General features: G+C 40.0%; 26 protein-coding genes and 4 pseudogenes. 11 read left to right on the plus strand and 19 right to left on the minus strand.

Going from position 1 to position 24,549, the window contains the following annotated elements; translation table 11 throughout:
- Positions 1 to 257: 257 nt before the first annotated feature.
- Together DTOX_RS19365 and DTOX_RS25170 are read right to left on the minus strand one after the other, a co-directional pair.
- Positions 258 to 2,096 carry a polysaccharide biosynthesis protein gene (locus tag DTOX_RS19365; protein ID WP_015759361.1) on the minus strand — a complete coding sequence of 613 codons (1,839 nt, stop codon included), beginning with the start codon at positions 2,094 to 2,096 and terminating at the stop codon, positions 258 to 260.
- A 265-nt stretch (positions 2,097 to 2,361) separates the two neighbouring features.
- Positions 2,362 to 2,499: pseudogene (locus DTOX_RS25170) on the minus strand (RNA-guided endonuclease InsQ/TnpB family protein); the annotation flags it as partial.
- On the opposite strand from DTOX_RS25170, the gene DTOX_RS25470 reads away from it, so the two are divergent.
- Positions 2,461 to 2,565 carry a YvrJ family protein gene (locus DTOX_RS25470; RefSeq protein WP_157863019.1) on the plus strand — a complete coding sequence of 35 codons (105 nt, stop codon included), beginning with the start codon at positions 2,461 to 2,463 and terminating at the stop codon, positions 2,563 to 2,565. The pseudogene DTOX_RS25170 and the gene DTOX_RS25470 sit on opposite strands and share 39 nt — an antisense overlap.
- A gap of 974 nt (positions 2,566 to 3,539) precedes the next feature.
- On the plus strand, positions 3,540 to 4,871 hold the full coding sequence (gene glnA, locus DTOX_RS19370) for a type I glutamate--ammonia ligase (RefSeq protein WP_015759362.1): 1,332 nt from the start codon (positions 3,540 to 3,542) through the stop codon (positions 4,869 to 4,871).
- Positions 4,872 to 5,292: 421 nt separating this feature from the next.
- On the opposite strand, the gene DTOX_RS19375 is transcribed toward glnA, so the two are convergent.
- Entirely contained in the window at positions 5,293 to 6,540 is a 1,248-nt protein-coding gene (locus tag DTOX_RS19375) for a Glu/Leu/Phe/Val family dehydrogenase (RefSeq protein ID WP_015759363.1), read from the minus strand.
- Between the two features lie 883 nt (positions 6,541 to 7,423).
- Between DTOX_RS19375 and DTOX_RS19380 the strand changes: the two genes are divergently transcribed.
- On the plus strand, positions 7,424 to 7,681 hold the full coding sequence (locus DTOX_RS19380; RefSeq protein WP_015759364.1) for a hypothetical protein: 258 nt from the start codon (positions 7,424 to 7,426) through the stop codon (positions 7,679 to 7,681).
- A gap of 626 nt (positions 7,682 to 8,307) precedes the next feature.
- On the opposite strand, the pseudogene DTOX_RS19385 reads toward DTOX_RS19380, so the two are convergent.
- Together DTOX_RS19385 and mntA are read right to left on the minus strand one after the other, a co-directional pair.
- A pseudogene (locus tag DTOX_RS19385) lies at positions 8,308 to 8,568 on the minus strand (NAD-dependent epimerase/dehydratase family protein); the annotation flags it as partial.
- Positions 8,569 to 8,606: 38 nt separating this feature from the next.
- Positions 8,607 to 9,044, minus strand: coding sequence for a type VII toxin-antitoxin system MntA family adenylyltransferase antitoxin (gene mntA, locus DTOX_RS19390; protein ID WP_015759365.1), 438 nt, complete (start codon positions 9,042 to 9,044; stop codon positions 8,607 to 8,609).
- 294 nt (positions 9,045 to 9,338) lie between these two features.
- On the opposite strand from mntA, the pseudogene DTOX_RS24570 reads away from it, so the two are divergent.
- Positions 9,339 to 9,497 (plus strand): annotated as a pseudogene (locus DTOX_RS24570) (type II toxin-antitoxin system RelE/ParE family toxin); the annotation flags it as partial.
- Positions 9,498 to 9,786: 289 nt separating this feature from the next.
- Here DTOX_RS24570 and DTOX_RS19395 read toward each other — a convergent pair.
- Positions 9,787 to 11,358, minus strand: a complete 1,572-nt coding sequence (locus tag DTOX_RS19395; protein WP_015759366.1) for a hypothetical protein — start codon at positions 11,356 to 11,358, stop codon at positions 9,787 to 9,789.
- A 140-nt stretch (positions 11,359 to 11,498) separates the two neighbouring features.
- Entirely contained in the window at positions 11,499 to 11,684 is a 186-nt protein-coding gene (locus DTOX_RS19400) for a helix-turn-helix domain-containing protein (protein ID WP_015759367.1), read from the minus strand.
- A 191-nt stretch (positions 11,685 to 11,875) separates the two neighbouring features.
- On the opposite strand from DTOX_RS19400, the gene DTOX_RS21760 reads away from it, so the two are divergent.
- The 3 genes from DTOX_RS21760 (at position 11,876) to DTOX_RS19415 (ending at position 13,569) form a co-directional block, all read left to right on the plus strand.
- A complete protein-coding gene (locus DTOX_RS21760) occupies positions 11,876 to 12,421 on the plus strand; it encodes a helix-turn-helix domain-containing protein (protein WP_015759368.1) in 546 nt (181 codons plus the stop codon).
- Between the two features lie 381 nt (positions 12,422 to 12,802).
- On the plus strand, positions 12,803 to 13,006 hold the full coding sequence (locus DTOX_RS19410) for a transposase (RefSeq protein ID WP_015759369.1): 204 nt from the start codon (positions 12,803 to 12,805) through the stop codon (positions 13,004 to 13,006).
- A gap of 377 nt (positions 13,007 to 13,383) precedes the next feature.
- Complete coding sequence (locus DTOX_RS19415) at positions 13,384 to 13,569, plus strand: hypothetical protein (RefSeq protein ID WP_015759370.1); 186 nt, start codon at positions 13,384 to 13,386, stop codon at positions 13,567 to 13,569.
- Between the two features lie 261 nt (positions 13,570 to 13,830).
- On the opposite strand, the pseudogene DTOX_RS25475 reads toward DTOX_RS19415, so the two are convergent.
- Positions 13,831 to 13,914: pseudogene (locus DTOX_RS25475) on the minus strand (polysaccharide biosynthesis protein); the annotation flags it as partial.
- 302 nt (positions 13,915 to 14,216) lie between these two features.
- Here DTOX_RS25475 and DTOX_RS19425 point away from each other — a divergent pair.
- The 4 genes from DTOX_RS19425 (at position 14,217) to DTOX_RS19440 (ending at position 15,458) form a co-directional block, all read left to right on the plus strand.
- Complete coding sequence (locus tag DTOX_RS19425; protein WP_015759371.1) at positions 14,217 to 14,423, plus strand: LexA family protein; 207 nt, start codon at positions 14,217 to 14,219, stop codon at positions 14,421 to 14,423.
- A 219-nt stretch (positions 14,424 to 14,642) separates the two neighbouring features.
- Positions 14,643 to 14,867: a DUF1659 domain-containing protein gene (locus DTOX_RS19430; protein ID WP_015759372.1), complete on the plus strand. Its 225-nt coding sequence runs from the start codon at positions 14,643 to 14,645 to the stop codon at positions 14,865 to 14,867.
- 59 nt (positions 14,868 to 14,926) lie between these two features.
- Entirely contained in the window at positions 14,927 to 15,148 is a 222-nt protein-coding gene (locus DTOX_RS19435; protein WP_015759373.1) for a DUF2922 domain-containing protein, read from the plus strand.
- Positions 15,149 to 15,266: 118 nt separating this feature from the next.
- Positions 15,267 to 15,458, plus strand: coding sequence for a YvrJ family protein (locus DTOX_RS19440; protein ID WP_015759374.1), 192 nt, complete (start codon positions 15,267 to 15,269; stop codon positions 15,456 to 15,458).
- Between the two features lie 455 nt (positions 15,459 to 15,913).
- Here the strand turns inward: DTOX_RS19440 and DTOX_RS19450 are convergent, their stop codons facing one another.
- The 11 genes from DTOX_RS19450 to DTOX_RS19485 form a co-directional block, all read right to left on the minus strand.
- Complete coding sequence (locus DTOX_RS19450) at positions 15,914 to 16,912, minus strand: Rpn family recombination-promoting nuclease/putative transposase (protein WP_015759376.1); 999 nt, start codon at positions 16,910 to 16,912, stop codon at positions 15,914 to 15,916.
- 107 nt (positions 16,913 to 17,019) lie between these two features.
- Positions 17,020 to 17,220: a DprA-like winged helix domain-containing protein gene (locus DTOX_RS25480; RefSeq protein WP_157863149.1), complete on the minus strand. Its 201-nt coding sequence runs from the start codon at positions 17,218 to 17,220 to the stop codon at positions 17,020 to 17,022.
- 273 nt (positions 17,221 to 17,493) lie between these two features.
- Entirely contained in the window at positions 17,494 to 17,706 is a 213-nt protein-coding gene (locus DTOX_RS19455) for a YgiT-type zinc finger protein (protein WP_015759377.1), read from the minus strand.
- Positions 17,707 to 17,777: 71 nt separating this feature from the next.
- Positions 17,778 to 18,074, minus strand: coding sequence for a DUF4258 domain-containing protein (locus DTOX_RS19460; RefSeq protein WP_015759378.1), 297 nt, complete (start codon positions 18,072 to 18,074; stop codon positions 17,778 to 17,780).
- A gap of 498 nt (positions 18,075 to 18,572) precedes the next feature.
- The gene (locus DTOX_RS25485) at positions 18,573 to 18,908 is read right to left on the minus strand and encodes an HNH endonuclease (RefSeq protein ID WP_157863020.1); all 336 of its coding nucleotides are present in this window, start codon (positions 18,906 to 18,908) and stop codon (positions 18,573 to 18,575) included.
- An 899-nt stretch (positions 18,909 to 19,807) separates the two neighbouring features.
- Positions 19,808 to 20,377 (minus strand): group II intron maturase-specific domain-containing protein, encoded by a 570-nt coding sequence (locus DTOX_RS19465; protein WP_242652480.1) that lies wholly within the window; start codon positions 20,375 to 20,377, stop codon positions 19,808 to 19,810.
- A 52-nt stretch (positions 20,378 to 20,429) separates the two neighbouring features.
- Positions 20,430 to 21,677: a group II intron reverse transcriptase/maturase gene (gene ltrA, locus DTOX_RS19470; protein ID WP_015759379.1), complete on the minus strand. Its 1,248-nt coding sequence runs from the start codon at positions 21,675 to 21,677 to the stop codon at positions 20,430 to 20,432.
- Positions 21,678 to 21,743: 66 nt separating this feature from the next.
- Positions 21,744 to 21,884, minus strand: a complete 141-nt coding sequence (locus DTOX_RS23300; RefSeq protein ID WP_015759380.1) for a hypothetical protein — start codon at positions 21,882 to 21,884, stop codon at positions 21,744 to 21,746.
- A 301-nt stretch (positions 21,885 to 22,185) separates the two neighbouring features.
- Entirely contained in the window at positions 22,186 to 22,974 is a 789-nt protein-coding gene (locus DTOX_RS19475) for a reverse transcriptase domain-containing protein (protein ID WP_242652481.1), read from the minus strand.
- Between the two features lie 881 nt (positions 22,975 to 23,855).
- A complete protein-coding gene (locus tag DTOX_RS19480; RefSeq protein WP_015759383.1) occupies positions 23,856 to 24,140 on the minus strand; it encodes a helix-turn-helix transcriptional regulator in 285 nt (94 codons plus the stop codon).
- A complete protein-coding gene (locus tag DTOX_RS19485) occupies positions 24,133 to 24,498 on the minus strand; it encodes a type II toxin-antitoxin system RelE/ParE family toxin (RefSeq protein WP_015759384.1) in 366 nt (121 codons plus the stop codon). Before DTOX_RS19485 ends, DTOX_RS19480 begins: the two co-directional genes overlap by 8 nt.
- Between the last annotated feature and the right edge of the window lie 51 nt (positions 24,499 to 24,549).

Consider the following 24,549-nt stretch of genomic DNA (forward strand, 5'->3'; position numbering starts at 1 on the left):
ATACTACTATTTCATGCAGAAAACAATAACCATATGTAAACTTTTTGCATAATTTCAATTAGTAATTTCCCAAGTAGACCGCCACTAAATGTAAATATATGTTATTAGAATTGTGACACACACTTTTCAGATCCAAAAAGCTGTTCGACGTTCTCCATGGCATCACCCTTACATTTATCTCCTCAATCAATCGTTGACCGCTTATGCCCCGGTAAAAATTTGAAATTAAAATTACTAAATTTTAAAAATCAGATCCACTAGCCAACCATATCTTTTCGATATATCTTTATATTTGGCAGGAGAACCGTCAATGCTTTAAAAACATCCCCGGTCACAACATCCTCTCCCAACTCTCTCAAACGAAAAACTTCCAACTCCAATGTCTCCAAATCCACACTCCCCGCATTAGCCACAAATATCCTCCTATGCCGGGTAGCAGAAGAACCCTCTTCTGCCGTCAGCAATTCCTCAAACAGCTTCTCCCCCGGCCTAATCCCGGTAAATTTAATTTCACAATCCACGCCCGACAAATCAATAATACATTTAGCTAAATCCACAATCTTCACCGGCTCACCCATGTCCAGCACAAATATCTCCCCACCCTGAGCCATAGCCCCTGCCTGAATCACCAACTGCACAGCCTCGGGTATAGTCATAAAGTACCTCTTCATTTCCGGGTGAGTAACAGTAACCGGCCCTCCCTGAGCAATCTGCCGCTTAAAGATAGGCACTACACTGCCATTGCTCCCCAAGACATTGCCAAACCGAACAGCCGCATAAACAGTATCACTTATACTGTTCATCTGCTGCAATATCAGCTCAGCCAAACGCTTGGTAGCCCCCATAACACTGGAAGGATTAACTGCTTTATCTGTTGAAAGCATAATAAAAACATCTGTTCCAACCCTGTCGGCTGCTTCTGCTAAATTCTTTGTACCCAAAACATTCGTCTTCACTGACTCATCAGGGTGCAGTTCCATCAGAGGTACATGCTTATGCGCAGCAGCATGAAAAACCACTGACGGCCTATATTTCTTAAAAATCAAATTAATCTTCTGCCTGTCCCTTATATCAGCAATCACTATCTCAATAGGCAGATCGCTGCCATGCATTTCACGAAGTTCAAAAACTATATTATGTATACTGTTCTCACCATGCCCTAAAACAACCAGAAGCTTAGGCTTCAACCTGACCACCTGCCTGCATAGCTCTGAACCAATCGAACCGCCGGCACCGGAAACCAAAACCACCCTGTCCGTTAAATAACCGGCAATCTCGCTTAAATCTACCTCAACAGGCTCTCTGCCCAATAAATCTTCCACCTGAATATCGCGAATATGATTTACGGTCACTTGCCCGCTGATTAACTGGTAAACACCCGGCAATATCTTTAACTTTACCCGTGAATTGTGACACTTCTCGACAGTTTCCTTTATCACTTGTCCAGACACTGACGGCATAGCAATAATTACCTCTTTTATTCTGCATTTTTCGATAATCGACGGCAATTCTTCACGTTTCCCTAATACCGGTATGCCCAGGATAACCATACCCTGCTTACTTGCATCATCATCAATAAATCCTACCGGCAAATACTCACTGTTATGGTTCATTAGTTCGCGAACCACCAGCACCCCGGCATCACCGGCACCAACTATAAGCGTTTTCCTTTTATCCAGCGGGCAGCCGGCCACGATAAATTTCTTCTTCTGCATATATATTCTCCAGTACAACCTGGAGCCGCCAATAAGAATAATGCTAAAAGCCCAGGACATTAATACAACACTTCTGGGTAACGGGGTAAAAATAAAATAGGTCAAAGCAATGACAACAAGTTTTCCTGTTGTAACCGCTTTTACTATGGTCACTAACTCACCTATGCTGGCATAGGCCCATACTCTTTGATAAAGGCCAAAAAAATAAAAAAAGACAAGCATAACAAGCGCACAAACCGGGGCAAAATTAATGTAGTTAACTAGAGCATTGCTTAATTCAGGCCAACTGGGGAAACGGATAAGCAGTGAAACGAGCAAAGACATAATCACCAACAGAAAATCACAGCCCAGCAGAACCAGTAATCTTGCCTTACCCCTCATTTAAAATCACCAAATCCTCTCTTTACAGCAAATTATACTAACAACAGCCATACTTTTCATCTAAGGTTTTATTTACTTCATACGCTCTTAAAATCCTGCAAAATATTAAAAATTTGTTGTATATTTATGTTGTCTATTTATATAAATTCCACCTTGAAGCAAATTTTCCTGCGTCATGTCTATGGCATTTATATCAAAATAATTAAGTTTAGATTAATTATTTATTGAAAATTCTCTGGTGTGAACTCCCCCCGCTTACGCTCCACTAAAAAGCGATGGCTTCCATGATGATAATGTCATGGTTCTGAACCACGTCTAAACTGATCTTGTGTAGAAAATCTTTTCGCTGACTAGCTATCGCAACATGAATTTTAGCCACTTTAGTTTTGGCTTTCCCATAGTTGTGGCGAGATACCTTTTAGTGCGCCTGGAACCGGTAATTTTCACCTTCCGGACCCTTGTATCCTAAAAATACTATAATCCATAAAAGACATAAAACCGCAGGGCATATATAACTGTTTTTGACATAATTACTTATAAGTACTTATTTTACAATGTATAACTTTGAGTTATTGTATATTACACATGTATTACGAAACAGTTTTTTCTGAGTCCGGAATGTAAGATAATGAGCCATCCGAATCTCAATTCCAATTTCGCTGACCAAATTTTACAGGTCTTCCTTAAAAATATTATAATTATTTGAAATATTGTATAGTTTAGAATTGATTCATACAAGTGACTTTCAAAGAAAAGGTCATATGACTTTTTGTAAAACGAAAAAAGGGGCCGGCTTTCAGGTAAAACCTTTTAGCTTAGCCCCTTTAAATATTCCGAGTAAATATAGATACAGGAAAACATGCCTCATGTATGGCGAAGAGATAATTTCCCGTATATTTTTTAAAAGCATACGGACAGCATAAATATCCGCAAAAAATCGGGAATTCCTTTCATGACACACTGCGGAATATGAGGTAATTAAGGATCTACAAAAGTCAATCTCATTGCTGACCATTGTAGTAGTCAGCAAGGGTGAAGTTGACTACGGGGTAAAGTATTCGAGTGGCGACCTAAATTCCATAATATTCTATTTTTTTTCAAATATATCGGCCATAGGATGTTGCAGATTTCTATATGAAGAGAATAATAAACTGTTAAATACTTTAAAGTTTAATATGGTTTAAAAAAATCACTTTCTGTAGTAGAATCAATTAAAATTACTAAAAATTAAAGGGATTTCCGGTTTATATGTCGTATTATCAACAATAAAAGTGTCAGTTTATTGTGTGCATCAAAACCTGGACAAATGGTGTGGGGTGGAAGGTTGTTCTTACAACAATTAAAAGTTAATTTAATGGGTGCAAAAATGCCCATATGCAGACTTATCCCGACTGAGTTTGTTTCTGGGCGTTTATTATTTTCACACAGAAAGAGGTGATTTACTTGGGTGATTTGACAAAAAAAGAGGTTTTGGAGAGAGCAAAGGAAAATGATGTAAAGTTTATCCGGTTGCAATTTACGGATATATTTGGCGCTTTTAAGAATATTGCCATTACTATAGAGGAATTGGAGCGAGCCCTAAATAACGGAGTTATGTTTGACAGTGCGGTAATAGAAGGCTTCGCTCATAACAGGGAGTCTGATATTTATTTGCGTCCTGACCCCTATACCTTTAAAATATTTCCCTGGCGACCCCGTGACGGTGCGGTGGCCCGGTTAATTTGTGATGTTTATAATGCCAAGGGGGATCCATTTGAGGGATGTCCGCGGGCCGCTTTAAAAAGAGTAATAAAACAGGCGAAACAAATGGGTTACTGGCTGCAGTCTGCGGCTGAAATAGAGTTCTTCCTGTTTCGTACTGACGAGCAGGGAAGACCTACCACAGATACCCATGATCAGGCCGGGTACTGCGATTTAACTCCGGTGGATCTGGGGGAAAACGCCCGGCGGGATATGGTGCTGATTCTGGAAAGTATGGGTTTTGAAATAGGTTCTTCGCACCATGAAATATCAGCTGGACAGCATGAGATTGCTCTGAAAGAAGAAGATGCGCTGATTATGGCAGACAACCTGGCTACTTTTAGGTTTGTGGTGCGTACCATTGCCCAGCGCCATGGGCTGCATGCTACGTTTATGCCGAAACCACTGGCAACTTTAAACGGCTCAGGTTTGCACTTGCATCACTCTTTGTGGAAGGATGACGAAAATGTCTTTTACGCACCTTCACATACCAACTGTTTGCAGTTAAGCAAAACTGCTTATTACTATATCGGTGGTTTGATTGAACATGCCAGGGCCTTTACATCAATAACCAATCCTCTGATTAATTCCTACAAAAGACTAACCCTCGGAAAGTTGGCCCCGGCCCTTGTCGCCTGGTCTGAGCAAAACCGCAACACTATGATTCGAGTACCGGCGCAGCGGGAAAGTGGTACTATGATTGTGTTGCGAAGTCCTGACGGAACGTGCAACCCTTACCTAGCCATGGCTGTAATGTTAAAAGCCGGTCTGGAGGGGATTAAGAATAAAATTAAGCCCCCTGCTGCACTGGAAGAAAATCAATTAAACGGGGGCTTAGGTAAATTAATCAGAACTCACGGCTTACCTCATAATCTTGATGAAGCTCTGGATGCTCTGAGCACTAATGAAGTGATTAAAGATGCTCTGGGTGAGTATATCTGGAATCGTTTTCTGGAAGCTAAGGAAGTGGAATGCGAGCGATATAATGCTACGGTGCATCCGTGGGAGATTGATGAGTACCTAAGAAATTATTAGCAGTTTAAAGCCTCGTGTTAGCGTGAGATATTCTACCCGGCACATAAAAACCTAGCCGCCAGTATACAGTATTTTTCCTTTATCGGTGTTGACTTCTTAGTTAAAGATGATATACTAGTATACACAAAAAGTAAGTTAATACTTTGGACAAAGGCGTCCACATATAGAGCTCTTTCAGTAGCTTTATATATGGGCGTCTTTTGCCTTTCTCTACACAGGTTCTTTTGGAATTACTTAAAAGTGCAGAAGGGGTCAGAGACTGTTATTTATAGCCTGTGATGGTATAGCATTTTGTAGTTGCAACAAGAGTAAAGCCGGGGTCTTTATGCCCCGGCTACTTGAAAAATATTTGTTAATATAATATAAGTATTTTCACTCGGTATAAACTATTGAAAGTAACGAGTTGAGTAGATCTTTTACCTTAAACCCAACCGCGGAGTTTCATAGCCTCAACAACCCTGTTGACAGCAACGACATAAGCAGCTTGTCTCATGTTAACTTTACATTCTTTGGAGGCGTTTAATACTGAGTGATAAGCAGGAGTCAATTTTTTGTCCAAACGCTCCTGTACTTGTTTTTCATCCCAATAATACATGTATAGGTTTTGTACCATTTCAAAGTAAGAAACTGTTACCCCGCCGGAGTTGCACAAGAAATCCGGAAGCACATGAACCCCTTTTTCATATAGGATATCATCTGCTTCCGGGGTAGTCGGGCCATTGGCGAGTTCTGCGATAATCTTTGCCTTGATGTTCGGAGCATTATTTTCGGTGATAACGTTTTCTAATGCGGAAGGAATGAGTATATCTACATTTAGTTCCAATAACTCCTCATTGGAAATGTTATCGGCATAACTGAAATCAATTACCGAACCGCTTTCAGTCTTATGGTTATAGACTAATTGGGGATCCAGTCCGTCTTTGTTGTATATGCCTCCCTTACTGTCACTGACGGCTACTATCTTACAGCCGTATAGAGATGAGGCAAGACTAGCTGCGAAATACCCGGCATTGCCATAGCCCTGAATAGCGACAGTGGCATTCGCAAGGTCTACACCGCATTCACCGGCAGCCTCGCGAATAACATACATGCCGCCTCTTGCAGTAGCGTCACCACGTCCGGCGGAACCACCGATTCTGAGTGGTTTTCCAGTAATTACTCCAAACTGATGCTTGCCGGCAAATTTGGAGTATTCATCCATCATCCAAGCCATTATCTGTGGGTTTGTGTAGACATCTGGCGCGGGTACATCTTTTTCCGGACCGATAAACGGCCAAACTTGAGCAATATAACCACGGCTTAAGCGTTCTAATTCACCTTGAGACAGTTCTCTGGGATTACATATAACCCCTCCTTTGCCTCCCCCGAGGGGTATATCGGCTAGGGCGCATTTGAAGGTCATCCAGCCGGCCAGTGCCCGGACAGTATCTATGGTCTCTTCCGGATGGAATCGGATGCCACCTTTAGCCGGGCCGAGGGCATCGTTATACATTACTCTGAAGCCCTGGAATACCTTAATAGAGCCATCATCCATGCGAACAGGTATAGATACATGTAGCTCACGCATGGGTCGCTGCAGAATCTGGTAAATATTAGGGGCCATATTGGTAATTTTTGCACATTGGGCTAACTGTTTTTGTACCATCTCAAAAGGGTTATGACTTGCCATTAACCTACCTCCATTCATTTTACAACTATTTCTAAAATATCTGCTTTTTTGTAGGTAAAAATAGAGTTGTTTAGCCAGGGTTCATTTACTGGCTGGACTGAACAACTTTCACAGTGTTTGTATTGTATCACCGAGTTTGCCCTATAATCGAAGTCATGTGCTTCAAATATTCAAAACCCAAGTAATTGTTCTTGTAGTTACCGTTAGCACTGTTTCAAGTTTATTTTATAACTGCCTGAAGAAATTGGCTAAAGGAACCCTACCCTAACCCAACTAAAAGCATTGATTACTACCCACTCATATTTGTTTTGTACCAGATGCAGTTTTTAGTTGTGAAAGTAATACTTATTTACACAAAAAAAAAGCTATGATGATAGATATTAAATTTTGAGTAGTAATGATGTATAAATAAATTCGTTAACAATTATAATTTTCCTGTAATGAATCATAAAAAATTTGATGATCTATGTATAATTGCCTATTAATAAGGGATATGGATATATTGATTCTTGTATGTAATGGTTAATTACTGCGTATTTGAAGCCAGAACGCGGTTTTTGTAAAATCACGAATATCATATATTAATTAAACATAAGATTAGCTATATACTCTGATGCTTTCTACTCATTTACCGGAATGCTTCTTACTAACTATAGCAATACTCCTGCTGTCAGCTATACTGCCGTTAACAGTGATCATAAAGCTCGTTGTTGACTGAAGAAACGTTTGATGGAAAGTAGGTGTAATTTGCATTCCAACAGTTAAATGTTTAATGTTTGTTAAAAGGTCGTGTTAAATTGTTTTTTCAGTTTGCAACTTCAGAAACGCAATAAGTATCATACCCGGCAAATCTAATAATGAATTAGAAGGAGGTATACGGAGTATGGATTATATCGGTTTAACTGTAAAAGATCTTATAGAGTGTGGTAATACCGGGCATAAGGCTATTATTAACAAGGTTATCGATGAAGTTATGCAAAACGAACAGTTTATTAGATATAGTTATGAGTCATCGGAAAAAATCGCACTTAGCAAAGCTATTATACAAACTGTTGCTGTAATGATTGAACAGAATAACCGTGCTTTGCTAAAGCAACTAAAAGAAATTGGCCTGCAATTAGATAGTAAAAATATTAAATAATTTTTTCTACTGGACACACTGCTTAGATAAGCTTTTACACAGTATGAGTTTACGGAACTCAGGAGATGCCGGGTAGATAGACGGGGATGTAAATGCAGCGATATATAAAAGTTTTTTGATTATAGTAATGTGCATAAATACTTTCATAGCAGAATATAGTCTCAACGCTAATATTAAAATACCTTTCAAAAACCGGGATCAGTACATTGGTTTTCCTATAATAAAAATTGCGTGCGTACTAAAAAGAGTTAACCAACATGAATGCTGGTTAACTCTTTTTGTCCTTTTTCTATGGCACTAATCATAAGAAATAGTGGTATTTGCATATTTTCCTTGGAGTCAGACCCTAAACAATGTCATGCCTATTTACCAGTCTTTTACCAGAGACTGGTCCCAGTAAAAATTTGGAGGGAAAGTTTTTCTCTTTTTAAATTTTTTCGAGCATCAACGGTCAGCATATCTTATTCCCTCTAACCAAGGAGCAAAAAACGACTTATAAAGCTTTTGCCGTCAAGGAGCCCGCGTAGGTATAATTTAGGCGGGATTTTAGGATCTAAAAATTGGCACTTAGCATCAAAGGCTTTTTAATAAAATCCCTGAAAATACTATAATAGCAGTGAGTAAGGAGCCGCATAGAGCGAAACCGGACGATCTACGAAATCCGATTCTTCAAAAGGGACCTTTTTATTAGGTCCATAGACTGAACTTGATGAAGCGTAAACGAGGTGATCCACAGGGTTATATCTGCAGGCTTCAAGAATGTTAAAAAAACCCATGACATTACTCTGTATATATGCATCAGGATTCTCAAGGGAATATCGCACTTCTGCTTGAGCTGCCAGGTTTACTACAATACTCGGCTTATACTCCTGAAAAGTCTTAGTGACTTTCAATATAATTAACCTTGCTTATCAGCACATTAATATCAACCATTAAGAAAGGCCTCCCTTAATGATTTCCTGTACTCACTGTAATAGTATTCGAGATCTATACAATAGTCACCATAAAACTTCATTGTTTTCTCTAGAAAATTACTTAATTCTATATAATCGTTTTCCTGAATCAACACGCCTTTAGAGATAGCTTGAAAGCTTAATTGTACCGGAGTCTTATTTAAATTAATCAAATCTACCTTTTCGGTACCCAGTATATCTGAGATCTGCACATCCAACTCCAGCTCCCGCTCAAGTTTAACATCACTGGTGAAAAAAACAATTCCCAGGTCAAGATCACTATGCGACCCATAATACTCTGTTAAAATAGAACCGAATAAATACAGAGCTACAACATCTTTTTGTTCCTTAATAAAATTTCTCAGCGCCACACACTTTTCAGCCCCAAGAAGCTGTTCAACCTTTTCCATGTTATCACCCTTACATTTATTTCCTCAACTAATTCTAACATAATAAAATTAATTATTAAATTAATTTTCAAAATAATATTATAAAAGACCCAAAAACCGCCAGCGGGTCAGTGCACAGGCATATGAAAACATTAAAAAGCATTGGCTGGATTTCTGCTGAGCCGAATAAAGCAAGGTCATTAAAAATGCATAAATAATGGGTTTGTAGAGCAAATGACTAAACAAAAAGTTTTTAAAGAAGCAGTGTCAAACATTAGGAAAGACCCCACTATTGGATAAGTTAAAACCGGTGACTTAAGTGGGTTATACTCTCTTGACCTCTATCACAACCACACCAACTATGAACTGGCCTATAGGATCTCTAAATTAGAAGATGGCAATATGGTAGTTATTATCATGGCCGGTACTAGAGAAAACTTCTATAAGGAACTTAAACTATACTTGTTCCGATAATAGATATGAGTAGCACCTTCAAGCCACCTATATAGAATTGTATTCTGCTCATTATTCAGATAAAAAATATTACGTACTAAAAAGAATCAACCAGCACGAAGGATGATTAACTTTTTGTATCTTTTTGTATGGCACTAAATCTAAGGAACAGTGGCTATTTTCATATATTGACTGGAGCGAGATTATAGGTGATATTAGTATAATTTAACATTTTATTAAAGAAAACAGATCCAGATAACAATTTGGAAAGAACGTCTTTTTCTTTCCAAATTTTTTCGAGTAAACCCAGCTATTCTTCTGCTTTTTTTACCAACTCGCGATCTTTTATTAGCTCAGAAATCTTATGGCATAGTAAATTATTCTCCAAAACAGCTTTTCTTAAATTGTAAAATGACTTGGAATCGGATGAAATAACCAAAAAGGAAAAGAGGAGCTTTAAAACATCTTCATTCTGCTCGTGATCAATTCTGTTCCAAGCTTCTTCGGTTAGTGCTATTCCGTGACTGTAAGCCATTATTTCAATGCCTTTATGCATATCAGCTAATAGTTCTACAGCTATGACATTTTTCGATTCATTTAAAGTATTCTCTAGTTTGCGAGCAAGAGCAGTTAAATATATCTTTTTATTATCCGGCAATACAGTCTCCTTCGAGTAGTACAAATATAACTCTTCATCATCAATTATATCCTCTTCAATTTCTAAGGACTCAAAGATTGGACTTAGTTTCTCACGTAAACCACTAAGTGCTTGCTTAATTTCCTCAACTCTTTCATTAATTATTTGTTCAATGACTTCCGGGCACACATCAAAATAACGTATCAATACTTCTACTATCTTTTCCCTGCTCATATAAAACTCAATATGCCTGCCACTAAAATACATATCAAGGAATATGCCTCCAAACTGTCCTGCAATTGATAAAGTTACACCCTGTGGGTATTTTAGAACATTCATAAATTTATACCATTCAGGCGGTATTAAAACCCAAGTACTGCAAATTGCCTTTATAAATTCAATAGTACCGAAGATTTGTTCATTATTATTCTCCATACCACATATAATTTCACATAGACCAGCAAAATCTTGCGTCGTGTTTAACCATTCAATGAATAAACTTATAGCTCCCAATTGACATGGAGAATTATATCCCAACAATTGTTGTGTAAACCATTTTTTAATCGGCCCAATACCATATTCATCCACAATGACCTGGTGCATCCTAGCATTATCATGACCGGGCAGGTACAAATTATTAAAGGCTTCTATAGCCTCAACCCCGCTCAATTGAATGGAAAGTCTTTGCACAAGTTTTTCCGCATCTACCCGAACGGGTATATCAATAGGTTTAGCAAGTATATTATTCGCCCATTTTTTAGCAATTTCAGCCTGTAATATATCAAAATCACCGCCAACCACTGCCGCATAAGGAAATCTACTCTCTATTAGCATGGCAATAGCTAGGATATATGTATGATAATCATGACCTTGAGTTTTACTATCAAAAGCTGTTCGTACCGCATTTTCTTCCTTTAACTTTTCAAATATAATATCCTTATCCATAGCATTAACAGAATTAGTACTCCTTAAATACCGGTTTAAATCATAATATAAATCAAATGTTTCCCCTGTCTTTTTAGTTTCAGAATCTCCACTCACCCGCCAATGCCGTTGATATTCATCATCCAGATTTTCTTCCGGATTGTTACAATAAATTAATCTAGGTATCCCATTTACGCTTTCCTCAATTAATCTTACAAAAGGATAAGCTTTCAAAAGCTGCAAAGACTCCAAATATACTTCCTTCCACTCATCAGGATTAATATACTCAGGTATTATATCAAGTCGCATATATATTCCCATATCCCAGACCTCCTATCTCATCTAAATAATTAGTCATTACGGAACACCTCGTTTTCATCAAATTATCTACATTTTTCCTCAAGGTGCACCATCAATAAGTGTTGAATTATCAACTTTTAGGCATAGCATTGCTCTTTTCTTTATTCATATAGTTCCGATACCCTAACATCAAAATTTTTGGCTATTTTCTCCAATAACGTAGTTGAAGGATTTTTCTTGCGTCCATTTTCTAGTTCAGATAAGTAAATCCTAGAAATACCAACCTTTTGGGCTAACTTTTCTTGTGTAACACCGTATTTAATTCTTAACTTTCTTATTGTAAACATATATTAATCACCTCCTAATAATATTGTAAACAATTAACTTGCGTTTAGCAAGTTCTTTTGTAAGCTAAATGATTACGAATAAAGATATTTTCATTGAATTTTCAATCAACGTCACCTTCTGGATTGACTATTTAAAAATTTTAAAATATTATTTAAGGCAAACTATTGGTTTACATTTAAAAGGGGTAACAATGAATATAGGAATACGTATTAGAGAATTAAGAAAGAATTCTAATATCAACATTACACAACTGGCTATAAAAGTCGGAATATCAAGAGTTTATTTAAGTGAATTGGAAAGAAATATAAAGACTCCGCCACTGGAAACCCTTGAACGGATTTGCAGCGCGCTCAATATCACTCTGGTTGATTTTTTTACCGAAAACACATTGGAAACAATCTGTAATAATAATTATTTCAATGAATCTACTGTGCCCTATAAAAATATACCGGACGATATAAAATCTATAATAAAGGAATCTCAAAAACTTAACTCTTCTCAATTGTCTATAATTAAAAATCTAATTAAAGAAATAACTTCACAAAAACTTAATGGCAAGTACTTGGAGATATTAGATGTACTGGAAAATAACACAATAATAGTTACCGTTTCCGGTAAACCCTTAGAATTGAAGAATAAAATTAAACTGCTTGAGTTTCTTAAAAATGACTTCAATACAGTAGATTCTAAGAATGATTTTACTGATAAACAGGATGAAAAAAAATATGATAAATAGCGCATTTTATGGCAAATCCTTTCCAATAGAGTAAGGATCCGCTTTTCATGGACAAATTCAAAATCAGAATTCCGGTAATATTATTAAAGGCCAACCACCTTTTCGATGATTGGCCTTTAATGAATTATCAAATTAAACCATACTGCATCTAAGTCTTTGGGAAAGAATAATTAGTACTTTTTTACTAGGATCAGTCCTTAGGGAATGTACGCCGGACATGGCAGTTTCCGGTCTGGGATTTGGAATTTTATCGAATCTCTTCTGCTTTCCTAAGTACTGTAAGGTATAGCTTTCGGCTAATCCTTGCAATATGCTTAATTTAGCAGCATAATATAATAATGGAAATATTTATATTTTAGGATGATGTGAGGCGTGGATTTTATGACCGTTAAGGAAGCCGGTGAAAAATGGGGGCTTGGAATCAGGATTGTGACGCTGTACTGTACCGAGGGCAGAATAGACGGTACGGTGAAAAAGGGCAACCTGTGGCTTATTCCTAAGGATGCCGTTAAGCCAGAGGATAGAAGAAGGAAAAAGAGCCCAATTCAAGAAGAAAAGGAACCGGCGGTATCTAAAGACATATGACTTATATGAACAAAGAAAGCACGAAGACCCATGTCCCTTTCAGTCGCTGTATGAAAATAAAGAGCTGTTTATGGAGATCGTGAAGCGCTTTCCCCATCAATCTGTCCATAACCAAGGTCTTTGACGAGTGCGGTGTGGACTATAATGGAAAATCGGCAAAAAAATTTAAGGATAAGTTAGGAATAACTCCCTCCCAATATCGGGCAACGATGACCCAAAAATAAAAAATGAATAAAGTGGCTTCCGACCGTAATGGTTTCGGAGGCCTTTTTTTGTTTACAAGATAGCAATAATCACCGTAAATATAGCACTCAATTGACTATCCTGCTTGCTGTTATTTACATATAATTGAACCGCGGAGAGTGCTGGGGAAAATCATGCAGAAGGATTACGCCGCAACCTGCGGATACCACAGCGGGGAGCTGATGAACCGCCTCACAGAAGATATTACAATGGTGAGCGAAGGTATCACGGGCATCGTAACGAAAGTTTGCGGGGTTATTGACAAAGCTGCTGTGTGCTGCGGGGTCTTAAATGCCTGTTTTTCAAGCGCAGGCACATGATGCATATGATAAGCCACGTCCATTCGGTATCTGGAGAGGACATCGCCAAAAATGAAAAGCCTGCATAAAAGGGCAGGGCTTATGAGGCAATGAGAAGGCGTGCGTATCGAATCACCGGATTGTATGGCGTCCTATCGGGGGGAACGTAGATGAAAAAAATCATGGTTCAGAAATCGGGCTGGAGCATCAACGCTTTACTGGCCGGACCGTTTTGGTATCTTTACAGGGGGATGTTTGGCAGAGGGCTTCTATTCCTGCTCCTTTGTCTGGTGAAGAACCCTCTTCTGCCGTCAGCAATTCTTCAAACAGCTTCTCCCCCGGCCTAATCCCGGTAAAAGTTATCTTGTTTAAAAACATTAAGGCAGGTGAAGGTTGCCTGCCTTTTACTATCAAATAAATCTTTTATGTGGGTCTGCCCCTTATGTTTATACTAAACTTGAAACGCGGGCTAAACACAAGTTCCAATATGATTTTATTGAAATGGCTAAATTCTAATTTTGAAGCTGCCCTTTTGGTATCATTAAGTCAACAATAAAATTTAGTTGACCGATGCGGGACAAAATAGTACTATATAGTCAACAAGTTAGTAATTTAATATTAACAAACCAGTATAACGTTACAAAAATTTTAGAATCTGAGGTGATTAAGTGGCTAATAAAGTTACAAGCGGTCAGGTTTACCGCAATCTCAAAGAATTCTATGAAAAAAACGGTTATTCTCCATCCGTCAGAGAACTTGCAGGAATACTCGGGACCTCCAGCGGATCAGTGCACAGGCATATGAAAACATTAAAAAGCATTGGCTGGATTTCTGCTGAGCCGAACAAAGCAAGGTCATTAAAACTGCATAAATAATGGGTTTGAAAAGCAAATGACTAAACAAAAAGTTTAATCTTATTGTACTTTAAAACGCAGTTAATTGCATTATGGAACACCTGTTCACCAAACGGGACCAAACATATTGATATCATGGCAGAAAAGAGTTAGTATTAAGCCAAGGCCGGACAGAACCGATGAATAAACGGTCAACGGTCAGGTTTTATCCAAACTATATGCAGAAAGGAGGGATAATAGATGGCAGTTAGCAAAGTTCCCGGCAATTCCGTACTGAAGATGCAGTTTCAAACCGGAGTTGACGGTACAGGTAAGCCGGTATACCGGAACAAAAGCTTGAACAATATCAAAGCAGGTGCCGCCGACCAGGATGTTTTTGATACCGCCCAGACTATGGCAGGACTGCAGGAGTACACACTTACAGCAGTCAACCGTGCGGACAATTCCGAGTTAGTTAACCAGTAAGAGCAAGTCAAGTGTAATTAGTTTAACCGGCAATCTATGACAGAGGAGGTGAAACATAAATGACCCAAACGCTCAGAATGACTTTTCTCAACGCAGCCGGCAACCGTGTCTCTATCAGCCTGGACAATCCCAGAGATAACCTCACCCAGTCAGAGGTAGAGGCTGCTATGAATACCGTTATCACTAAGAAAGTTTTTACTACTTCCGGCGGCGATCTGGTTTCCATTGACAGTGCTGCTGTTATTGATACCACTACCACAGAAATCATCGCCGGTTCATAAAAAAAGGGGATGTTAACCACACATCCCCGCCAAAATATTAGCTGATTAGATAGTATCACAGTTGCAGGCTCCTGACCATAGTTTTTTGTACGATATAATCCGGGGGTGAAGCATCAGAATGGACGAAGTAGTCAAACTGGCAGCCAATTACGGCTTTCCCATGGTTGTGGCGGGATACCTTTTAGTGCGCCTGGAACCGGTGATTAAGGATCTGCAAAAGTCAATCTCCCTACTGACTGTAGTGGTGGCCAGGCAGGGTGAAGTTGACTACGAGGAGGCCAGGCGGCTGGTGGAAGGAAGCAATATATAATGAAACACACTCACATTATACTGCATCATACCGGAGCGGAAGAGAAGGATACCGCTCAAATCCGTCGTTATCACTTAAGCCTGGGCTGGCAGGATATAGGCTAATCCTAAAGAGTATGAACAGTTAATAAAATTCTAAAAGAAACCCGTATCGCTGTTAAAGTGATACGGGTTTGCTAATAAAGCCACAACAAACTGTCATTATTTAACAAGGGCCTGACCCTTATGAATGAGAGTCAGCAATTGGAACTATTTTACTAGGGCCAGGCCTCTGTTAAAAATTAAAAAAGAACGATTTTCTCTTTTTAAATTTTTTCGAGCAGAAACTCCGCTGCGCGTGTGTTAAACAACTCCTTCAACTTCACGGTTGCTCCCTTTTTCTTGACAATGAGTCGCTCGTACGCCACGGCATTAGCTTTGGCTTTGGTTTTATTAATCCCAAGGAATGTACTATTCTCAATGCAACTCGTTTTTAATTTTCTGTACAATTTCTTTATCCAGTGCAGTTATTTTACATATAACATCAACCGATATACCTTCTTTCAAGGCCGCCCTTGCTGTTTCCAAAGCCTTTTTCAACTCGCCTTCTTTTATGCCTTCCTTAATCCCCTCTTTTATACCCTCTTTTTTCGCCTGCTGCTGCATCTCATCTAGTGTTACCTCGAGGTTCATAATCATAAATTCCACCTCCAACTGGTTGGCTTCCTCCATAATACGGTCAACTTCCTTATGCAAATGGACCGGCATTCTCGGCTTGATGACATTTTTGAGCCAAATCATAATTTGCCTGAATTCATCCTGAGTTAGTTTTCTCAATACCATGATTAATTTCCTCAGGCGTCTAATTAATTCCTTATGGTTCATTGTCTGGTCCAGAACAAATACGCTGGCTATCAGGTTTGCCATTTCGTACAGTTCCTCATCTTTGTATCTGTTGACATCAAACAATATGTAACTAAAGTCCAATACCCGCCCACCGAATATTTGATAGTCAGACAGCATTTCCCTGAAATTCATCTTTGCCGTCCAGTTGTTCTTGCCATTGTACAATACCGCCGGTACTATAGCCGGCAGCCTAAAGTCTTTACGATCCCTTTCTTCTTTCTGTGTGTTATTGTACGTTTCTCTCCATATCTGCACCATGTACTGTAGTAAACGAAAGGGCATCAGAAAATCTACAGTAGATTGTAACTCCAGCAGTACGTAGAATATGACATCCTTTTCCTTCGTCCGGAGCCGATACACCACATCTGCCTCTTTTTCACTGAAATCTTCCAGCACGAATGACTTATCAACCAGGAGCAACCCATCTTCTTCTATTTCGTTCACCCAATCCTCTTGCACAAAGGTTTTGATTAATTCCAGAAATATCTTTTTATTGCTGAGAAGTTGCTTATAACCCTTGTCATGGGGATGGTGTGGATGTTTTAGGTTAGGTTGGCCACTTTCCGTCATGGGATCACTCCCTTCGTAATTATTATATCACAGACTGCCAGTAAATGGTCATAGCATTATGAAATCCTTTTGTTGTAAAAGTGGATAATTACCTCCGCAACTTTATCCTATTCTATTATTGGGTCCGATCTATTTGAAAAAATTACTGTTCTCCTCACCATTCCACCAGCAAGCAACCCTATTTTTCCTTCTAACTCCATGGTACAGAGGATTCTTAGTAATGCTGACGGATTACTCCCTAATATACCGGCCAAATGTTCAACACTTTGTGGGATCGGGTTAAGGTGATCATAGATTTCCTTTTCAATTTGATGCCCTGGTCACAAAAGATTCCGGATAATTACCGCAACAGAAAAAATTAAGTATTATGTCTCAGAATCCCGGCACCTAAGTTGTTTCGGGATTTTAATTTATGATGCACCCGTAAGTTAAGCGCTTACTTTTAAATTTTTACGAGCACATTTTATTAGTACACAAAACAAGGCCGCCATTCATCCCACCACCTTAGAGGTGGGATGAATGGCGGCCTTGTTTTAGTTAAAAAAACATTTTTCCTTTTTTTAATTTTTTCGAGCATGAAATCAACCCGTGGCGGGATCAAACCGTCTCTTAAGCAGTTTTTGTGCTTCTTCTGCAATATCCAACATCAATCCTCCAGGATAAAACCGCTGCCCACATGATGTACATTTCTTTACTTTTATATTTTTACGGATTATAGTAATTCCGCTAATTATTCTTTTGACGTCTTGTTTTATTTCAATAACTTTTCCACCACAAAAAGTACAAGGCTTCATAATTGACACCTCCTGTTAAGCAAATTAGTTTATTTTCTCTTAAACCCCAATTTACCCATATCATCCCATATTTATTCAAACATTAAACATACAGTAATAACCGTAAATGGTTCATCAACCGTTGTTACAATATATATCTGTCTACTATTAATAATTTTATGTAATAACACTTTAAAATCTCTACCATGAAATTGACACTCAATATCTTTACCATAACAACCACACCCATAGACATCAAAATCAGAAATATTTCTATCGGACATTTTAAGAATTGCATGGTCAGTAAGTTCATATTTCTTTGACAAAAATAATTTGTTAATCAAATCAACTGTTTCTTTGCTAATTTTTATATTTTTCCCATGAAACATGCTCTGCTCCAATTTCTAAATTATTTTCCTTATGTTTATTTTACTACATAATCATACCAGAGCGATGAAATTTTATTCCGGCGATCCATTAAATTAAGCTCCGATAAAAAGCATTATGAAAGGCCAACCACCTTTCCGATGATTGGCCTTTCTTGAATTATCAAATTAAATCGTGTTGCATCTGAGTCTTGGGGGGAGAATAATTGGTAGTCATTTACGGGGCCAGGCCCTAGGAAATGTAAGCATGTCTTGACAGTTTTTTACTGGGTCGAGTAGAAGTGAGCCTCTCAAACTTTAGGAGACGCTTTGTGTTCCCTGTTTCTCCCCGTTTCCTCTGGGAGTGTCACAATATATGCTCCATGACCTGATTGGACTCAAACAACGATAGGTAAGGGTCTTCCTCGCACATTACCGGAAATGGTTATGCCGTTCGGAAGCCCTTTTCCCCCGTTTCGCACCGGACTTGACACTTTCGCGTCATCCGGCGCTCCATCAACCTTACTTGCTAACTTTGTTCAACTTTTCTCTCATCCTGTTTAGTTTACGTAATATAGGCTTAGATAGATTTAGCTTAATTTCATTGCTATGAACTAATTCGTGACATGTTTTGCAGACACTGGCTAGATTAGGTACACGATTTATAAGTTTCAAAGGTAAGCGTTCATTAATATGATGGAATTCGATGGTGATTCCATTAAGTTTTACACCACATATTTTGCAATTACCTCTGTCCCGATTTAATACGTATCCCCGGTTGAGAAAGTACTCAAAATTATACTTTGGGTGGATGCTCGAACTGTGTGTAATTTTATTGATGAAATGACTGCTGAGCAATTCGTCATCTCTTGGCAGCCTTCGGAATTTATCGGTACGTTTCCGGTATAATTCCCTTCCGACTGGGGTATATGGAGTTTCATCCTGGTTCTTTTGTTTGGTTTTTCTCCATTTACAATATTACAATGAGGTAACTCCAATGATCTGATTACCATATTTGACAGCAGGGATCATAGATGCATACATGTTGTGAACTGTTGTCAGGTTGTTTACCTCATTTGCCAGGACAAGCCTTCCCCCATATTTCTTGATTTCCCGAAAGGCCAAGCGTTTTATTACCCAGGAGTATTTACTAAGATCCGAGCAGAGCTGCGTTGCAGGTTGATAGTAATTAATAAGTCCACGAATTATGCTATTGACTTTATAGATCTGACAGATTGCCAGATCTATGTTTACACATCTTCCAATCCGTTTTATCTGTTTTCGGATTTCGAATACTTTTTGCTTCAGCCGGTTAGGGTTGGGTCGGGTCTTTGATACGTGTCCCTTTCTGGCTTTTCCTGATGGAATAACTTTGTAAGTAAATCCGAGAAACTCAATGGGCTTCTTTTTAATATTGGTGATTTGCGTTTTATCTTCAGACAGTGTAAGCTTAAGTTGATCCTGTAGATACTGTTACAGTTGTTTCTTCCATTTTTCTGCATTTAGTTTTGTATCGGTTATCAGAACCCGGTGAGTAGCCCCAGGGAATCTCACCCCGAGGCCCTCTCAGGTAGGGTCGAGGACAGGCGCGGTAGCAGTTCTAGACCTTGTGAGGCCAATCCGGTTCTCTCCTTTCGGGCGAGTGTCCCCCTCAAGCGGGTCATCTGCCCCGTTTCCAACCCCCGCCTCGTCAAACGCAGCGTGCAGATTTCCCGCACTGCGCTTTCCTGCTAACTTCACATCAAGGGTTATGTGACCTATTGTGCTGGCAGCGCTTTCGGATTTTTGTAGTGCCGTATCTTATAATCCGAGTATAAACCTAAGTTCTGATACAGCCAATTCCTACTCCACCTGTCCCAGCCAAAGCCTTTGAGATTACGGGCTCGCATTAGATGTCGCCGTACTTTCTTCTCAATCCAGTCCTTTACATAGCCAAAGCAGCGACCGGAGTTCCCAACTCGATAGTAATTCACCCATCCACGTAGAACAGGGTTAATGAGTTCAATAACTCTGCTCACTGGTTGTGATTGAAAACGACGAAATGTTTCTTTTAGTTCGGTCAATATTTTGGTGCGTGCTTTCATTTTTGGTGTAAATAGTACTCCCCATTTACCTTTGCGAGTTCGGCTCCTTCGAAAGTCAAAGCCTAAGAAGCCAAAACTTTCTCCGTTGGCTAGGTTTACTATCCGGGTTTTCTCTTCATTAAGTTGCACGCCAAGTTTTGTTAACTCTTCAAGTAAGCGCTGATAGACAGCCTTTTCCAACCAATTCCATTTAGGGTAAGCATCAATTAGAATCACAAGGTGAGTAGCCCCAGGGAATCTCACCACGAGGCCCTCTCAGAACCGGACTTGAACCTCTTAGCTCATCCGGCTCCCATTATCCAGCCGCAGGACAAATCCCCATTTGCCAATGTATGAACAGCTTCGGTTCACGCCTGGCAATCTTGCCGAGCCAATAAGTCGCCCGCCGTTTGTGAGTAGCGAATTTCTTAAACTTTCGTTGCACCCAGCGGACTAAGGCCCGGTCCATGTGCCTGAGTACAGAATACAGTTCCGACTTGTAAAAGCGCCCGTAATAGTTTACCCAGCCTCTGATTACCGGATTAAACATACGCGATAAGTCTTCAAGTGCCTTGTCCGGTTTCAGATGTACACGCCAATCATGAATGGTTTGACGCATAGCCTTTTTCGCTTTATTACTAGCTGCCGGGGTGAAGTTGACAAAGTGCTTTCCGTATTTGTTCTTAGACCTGCGCGGCCGGAAGGTGTAGCCCAGAAAGTCGAATTTGGTTTCTTGATGTTCACCTCGCCGATCGTCGTCTTTGCAATAGACAATGCGGGTCTTGTCCGGATGGAGTTCTAACTCACATTCCGCAAACCGCTCCTTTAAGCTGTCATGAAGTTTTTCCGCATCTTTCTTGCTGCGGCAGTGTGCTACACTATCATCGGCATAACGAGCGAATGGCTTGTCGGGATGATTCCGTGCCATCCATACATCATACGCATAGTGCAGGAACAAATTAGCTAGAACGGGACTAATGACGCCTCCCTGCGGAGTACCTTTTGTACGTTCCTTGAGCATGCCATCTGGCATTTGAAAAGGTGCTTTGAGCCATCTCTGAATGTAGAGTATAACCCATGGGTTATCGGTATGTTTGCGGACAGCTTTCATCAATAAGTCATGGTTAATATTATCGAACAGACCTTTGATATCGAACTCCAGCACCCAGTCATACTTCCAGCATCGCTGCCGGGTAACAGCTAGCGCATCAACTGCTGATTTTCCTGGCCGATACCCATAAGAGTCCGGGTGGAAATGTGGCTCCACAAGCGGCTCAAAATATATTTTGGCCACCATCTGTGCTACCCGGTCTGCCACAGTGGGTACCCCGAGTATTCTCTTACCACCGGTTTTCTTGGGTATTTCCACAGCTTTAACGGGCGGGGGAAAATAGCTACCAGAAGACATCCTGTTCCAAATCTTATATAGGTTGTTCTTCAAGTTTGCTTCAAATGCTTCCAGACTTTCGTCGTCTATTCCGGCTGCCCCCTTATTTGCTTTCACTCGTTGAAATGCCTCCAGCACTACGTGCTTGGAGATTTCGTACGGCTTTGTTTTGTTCATTGGCTCCTCCCTTATGGTTGACCTTTGTTCAAAACTGGATAACACAGCCCCTTCGTTCCACTCCCATTACGGAGCTTCATCACTACTACAGGCTGTTCCGCCCCTGCTCTCCGCATCGATACTTTCGTCCTTGCGGGTCTTCCACTTGGAGTTTTCTCTTAGCATCGGAGGGCAGGTTCCCACGTTCCTAACCAAAGCCTGTGCCACGTTCACGCCGCCTTCATGCCGGCCACCACCTGGACAGTAAACAGGTTTCCTCCAGATTTATCCCGGGTTAACGACTACCCTCCGGTTTTGATGACATCCCTACGCTTTCGACACTTTATCAGCGGTTCACGGGTGTTCGTCTCCATTGGCACTTACCTGACAAAGTCATGCTTCGCCTTTTCCGTAACGCTCACCACCATGGCTTTTGACCACAGCAGCTTACGGTGGTTTGGAGCCTCTACCTGCATAGCGGCTCCGAGGGGCCTTCCCTCATCTTTGGTTAAGCATAGCTTACGGGCTTTTAGCTAGCCCTACGCCTTCGTGGCGCACTATCATCGGCAAACCGAGCATATTCAATGTATGTGTATTGTTCATGCCGTGTTACTTCTTTTGCCTTTTCAAGCATTTTATCTACCTCATTGAGATATAAATTTGCTAAGAGCGGAGAAATAACACCCCCTTGAGGAACGCCCCGTTTGCCACTAGCTTTGAGTATAAGCTTCAGCAGCCGCATCACGTTTTCGTCGTTGACTCTTTTTGCTACCTTCTTGAGTAATAAGTCATGGCGAACTGTATCAAAATAAGACCTTAAATCAAGATCGATAACACGTGTTTTATTTTCCACAACTGCTTTTGCTACTCTGTCAATTGCTTGGTGGGGATTCCGCTTAGGTCGGTATCCATATGACCCTTCTTGGAAATCAGCCTCGAATATTGGCTCAAGTATAAGCTTGAGTGCTCCCTGAACTACCCGATCGCGAATTGTTGGTATACCCAATATCCTATATTTACCATCATCCTTAGGAATTTCTTTTCTACGGTTCTGGGTCGGCCAATACGTACCAGAGATAAGTTCCTTTTGTATTTGTTGCAGAAATATTTCTATCCCGCTTGCCTCAATATTGTCAAAGGTTATACCATCAATTCCGGGTGCTCCATTTTTATTTTTGGCCATTTTGTAAGCTTCTTGGAGTGTTTCTATCTTACATACGTGAACGTACAATCCCCAAAATCTCCAGGTTTTATCGGCCTTCGCCTTGATGTATATCTTCCTTCTCAGGTCCTGTATGTTTATGGACGCCTTTATCATCTCGTCCTTACCCCCCATCTTGTTGGAAGAATTGCTAACAGTAGGGTTCCTTTGCTTCCCCGGTATTACCCAGGTTCATTGCTCCTACGAACCCATCCACCACCCTCTTGCCTTCAATTCATTTCCCAGTGTTTCTGGTTATAGAATCTACCTTTTTCTAAAAATTTCTTTTTAGGGCAAGGAGGGCTTCTCCAGTTGCTCAGTGTATCCTTGTTACCATGCTGTCGCTACCACCCCGCCGAAGTGGAACAGTTGTATCAGTCAGTTTTCAACTGTCCATGCTGCTTTCACCCTACGGTTGCGGGCTCAGCCTTCGGGACTACGCACTTTCGAGGCCACCTATGCGTTCGCTTTCGCTACGGCCTGGCAACTCGCTATCATCCCTTGGATAATATTGTCGATAGACTCCAGAATCTCAGTTTCCTTTAACCCTGCTATCCTAGCTACAAGGTTTCTGACTTTTACCTCGGCAGGTTTCTCCCCTGCTGAATACACCAGCCTTTGCTGGACATACAACCGGACATGCAGTTTTCCCGCATCCGGCTCTTCATACTACCATTTACATAATATAGCCTATATCCTTACTTAGTTCAAAGATGTTTCTAGTGGGATTCTCACCCACTTCATGATACGCCCTTTACTTGGCGCACGGGCAGACTCCAGGGAGGAATTGTAAATAACGCTTTTTGTTATTTGCAATTCCGACTCGAGCAAAAGTGAAGAATTTTCACTTGCAAAAAACACCATTAAACCAAGTTCTGAAACTTCTTTGAATAGCAAAGCATCCTTTCCTGATTTTGAGCAAAGAAAAAGGCACTAATTTTTTAGTGCCTTCATCATCCAATAGTGCTATTATTTTTTGAATAGCTCCCTGCAATGCTTTATTTTAAAGTGACCTGTACCTCTTTCCCAAGACAGCGGGCAACTTTAGCCAGAAACTCAAGGGATGGATTATATGTTCCACTTTCCAGGCGGCTGATATTCGATTTCTGAGTTCCAACCCGGAGCGCCAATTCTTCCTGGGTAATGTTCTGGCTTGTTCTTGCTTCGATAATTTGGGAAATCACATCATAACGCGGTTTTAGCTTTTCGTACTCTGCTTTAAATTCATCATCCTTCATTAAAAGCTCTTTCACTTCGGAAAACTTTACTCCTGCTTTACTCATCCTTACACCTTCTTTCATAATCTTCTTTATAACGCAGTGCTCGTTCAAGTTCTCTTTGCGGCGTTTTTTCGGTTTTTTTTGTAAAACCATGAAGCAGCACAAAGGTTTTTTCGTGGTAGGTGAAATAAAATATTCTGCTGATATCCGATGCAAATTTAACTCGCAGTTCAAAAATTCCTTTATATCGTGTACCCTTCATCAGTTTTACATAGGGTTCCCTTAATTGGGAACCATGCTTTTCAAGCAGTTCTATCTCAATATAAGCTTTCGCCCGCATTTTTGCATCTAACGTAAGCAAATAATCAAGGACGGGAACATCTCCATTTTCTTTTTTATAGTATTCCACTTGCCACTCCATGATACATCTCCAATCATAGTATATGGCGTATCTCAATTTAATGTTATCATA

The sequence above is a fragment of the Desulfofarcimen acetoxidans DSM 771 genome, assembly GCF_000024205.1.
Lineage (GTDB): Bacteria > Bacillota > Desulfotomaculia > Desulfotomaculales > Desulfofarciminaceae > Desulfofarcimen > Desulfofarcimen acetoxidans.

Coding starts and splice junctions, on each gene's coding strand:
- DTOX_RS19380 (WP_015759364.1), top strand. CDS start 7,424: ATGGATTATATCGGTTTAACTGTAAAAGATCTTATAGAGTGTGGTAAT.
- DTOX_RS21760 (WP_015759368.1), top strand. CDS start 11,876: ATGAATATAGGAATACGTATTAGAGAATTAAGAAAGAATTCTAATATC.
- DTOX_RS19415 (WP_015759370.1), top strand. CDS start 13,384: ATGCAGAAGGATTACGCCGCAACCTGCGGATACCACAGCGGGGAGCTG.
- DTOX_RS19430 (WP_015759372.1), top strand. CDS start 14,643: ATGGCAGTTAGCAAAGTTCCCGGCAATTCCGTACTGAAGATGCAGTTT.
- ltrA (WP_015759379.1), bottom strand. CDS start 21,677: ATGAACAAAACAAAGCCGTACGAAATCTCCAAGCACGTAGTGCTGGAG.
- DTOX_RS19410 (WP_015759369.1), top strand. CDS start 12,803: ATGACCGTTAAGGAAGCCGGTGAAAAATGGGGGCTTGGAATCAGGATT.
- DTOX_RS19440 (WP_015759374.1), top strand. CDS start 15,267: ATGGACGAAGTAGTCAAACTGGCAGCCAATTACGGCTTTCCCATGGTT.
- DTOX_RS19400 (WP_015759367.1), bottom strand. CDS start 11,684: ATGTTTACAATAAGAAAGTTAAGAATTAAATACGGTGTTACACAAGAA.
- DTOX_RS19475 (WP_242652481.1), bottom strand. CDS start 22,974: ATGATAAAGGCGTCCATAAACATACAGGACCTGAGAAGGAAGATATAC.
- DTOX_RS19395 (WP_015759366.1), bottom strand. CDS start 11,358: ATGGGAATATATATGCGACTTGATATAATACCTGAGTATATTAATCCT.
- DTOX_RS19375 (WP_015759363.1), bottom strand. CDS start 6,540: ATGGCAAGTCATAACCCTTTTGAGATGGTACAAAAACAGTTAGCCCAA.
- DTOX_RS19460 (WP_015759378.1), bottom strand. CDS start 18,074: ATGTTTCATGGGAAAAATATAAAAATTAGCAAAGAAACAGTTGATTTG.
- DTOX_RS19455 (WP_015759377.1), bottom strand. CDS start 17,706: ATGAAGCCTTGTACTTTTTGTGGTGGAAAAGTTATTGAAATAAAACAA.
- DTOX_RS25470 (WP_157863019.1), top strand. CDS start 2,461: ATGAATTTTAGCCACTTTAGTTTTGGCTTTCCCATAGTTGTGGCGAGA.
- DTOX_RS19480 (WP_015759383.1), bottom strand. CDS start 24,140: ATGAGTAAAGCAGGAGTAAAGTTTTCCGAAGTGAAAGAGCTTTTAATG.
- DTOX_RS19450 (WP_015759376.1), bottom strand. CDS start 16,912: ATGACGGAAAGTGGCCAACCTAACCTAAAACATCCACACCATCCCCAT.
- DTOX_RS19365 (WP_015759361.1), bottom strand. CDS start 2,096: ATGAGGGGTAAGGCAAGATTACTGGTTCTGCTGGGCTGTGATTTTCTG.
- DTOX_RS19485 (WP_015759384.1), bottom strand. CDS start 24,498: ATGGAGTGGCAAGTGGAATACTATAAAAAAGAAAATGGAGATGTTCCC.
- mntA (WP_015759365.1), bottom strand. CDS start 9,044: ATGGAAAAGGTTGAACAGCTTCTTGGGGCTGAAAAGTGTGTGGCGCTG.
- DTOX_RS19435 (WP_015759373.1), top strand. CDS start 14,927: ATGACCCAAACGCTCAGAATGACTTTTCTCAACGCAGCCGGCAACCGT.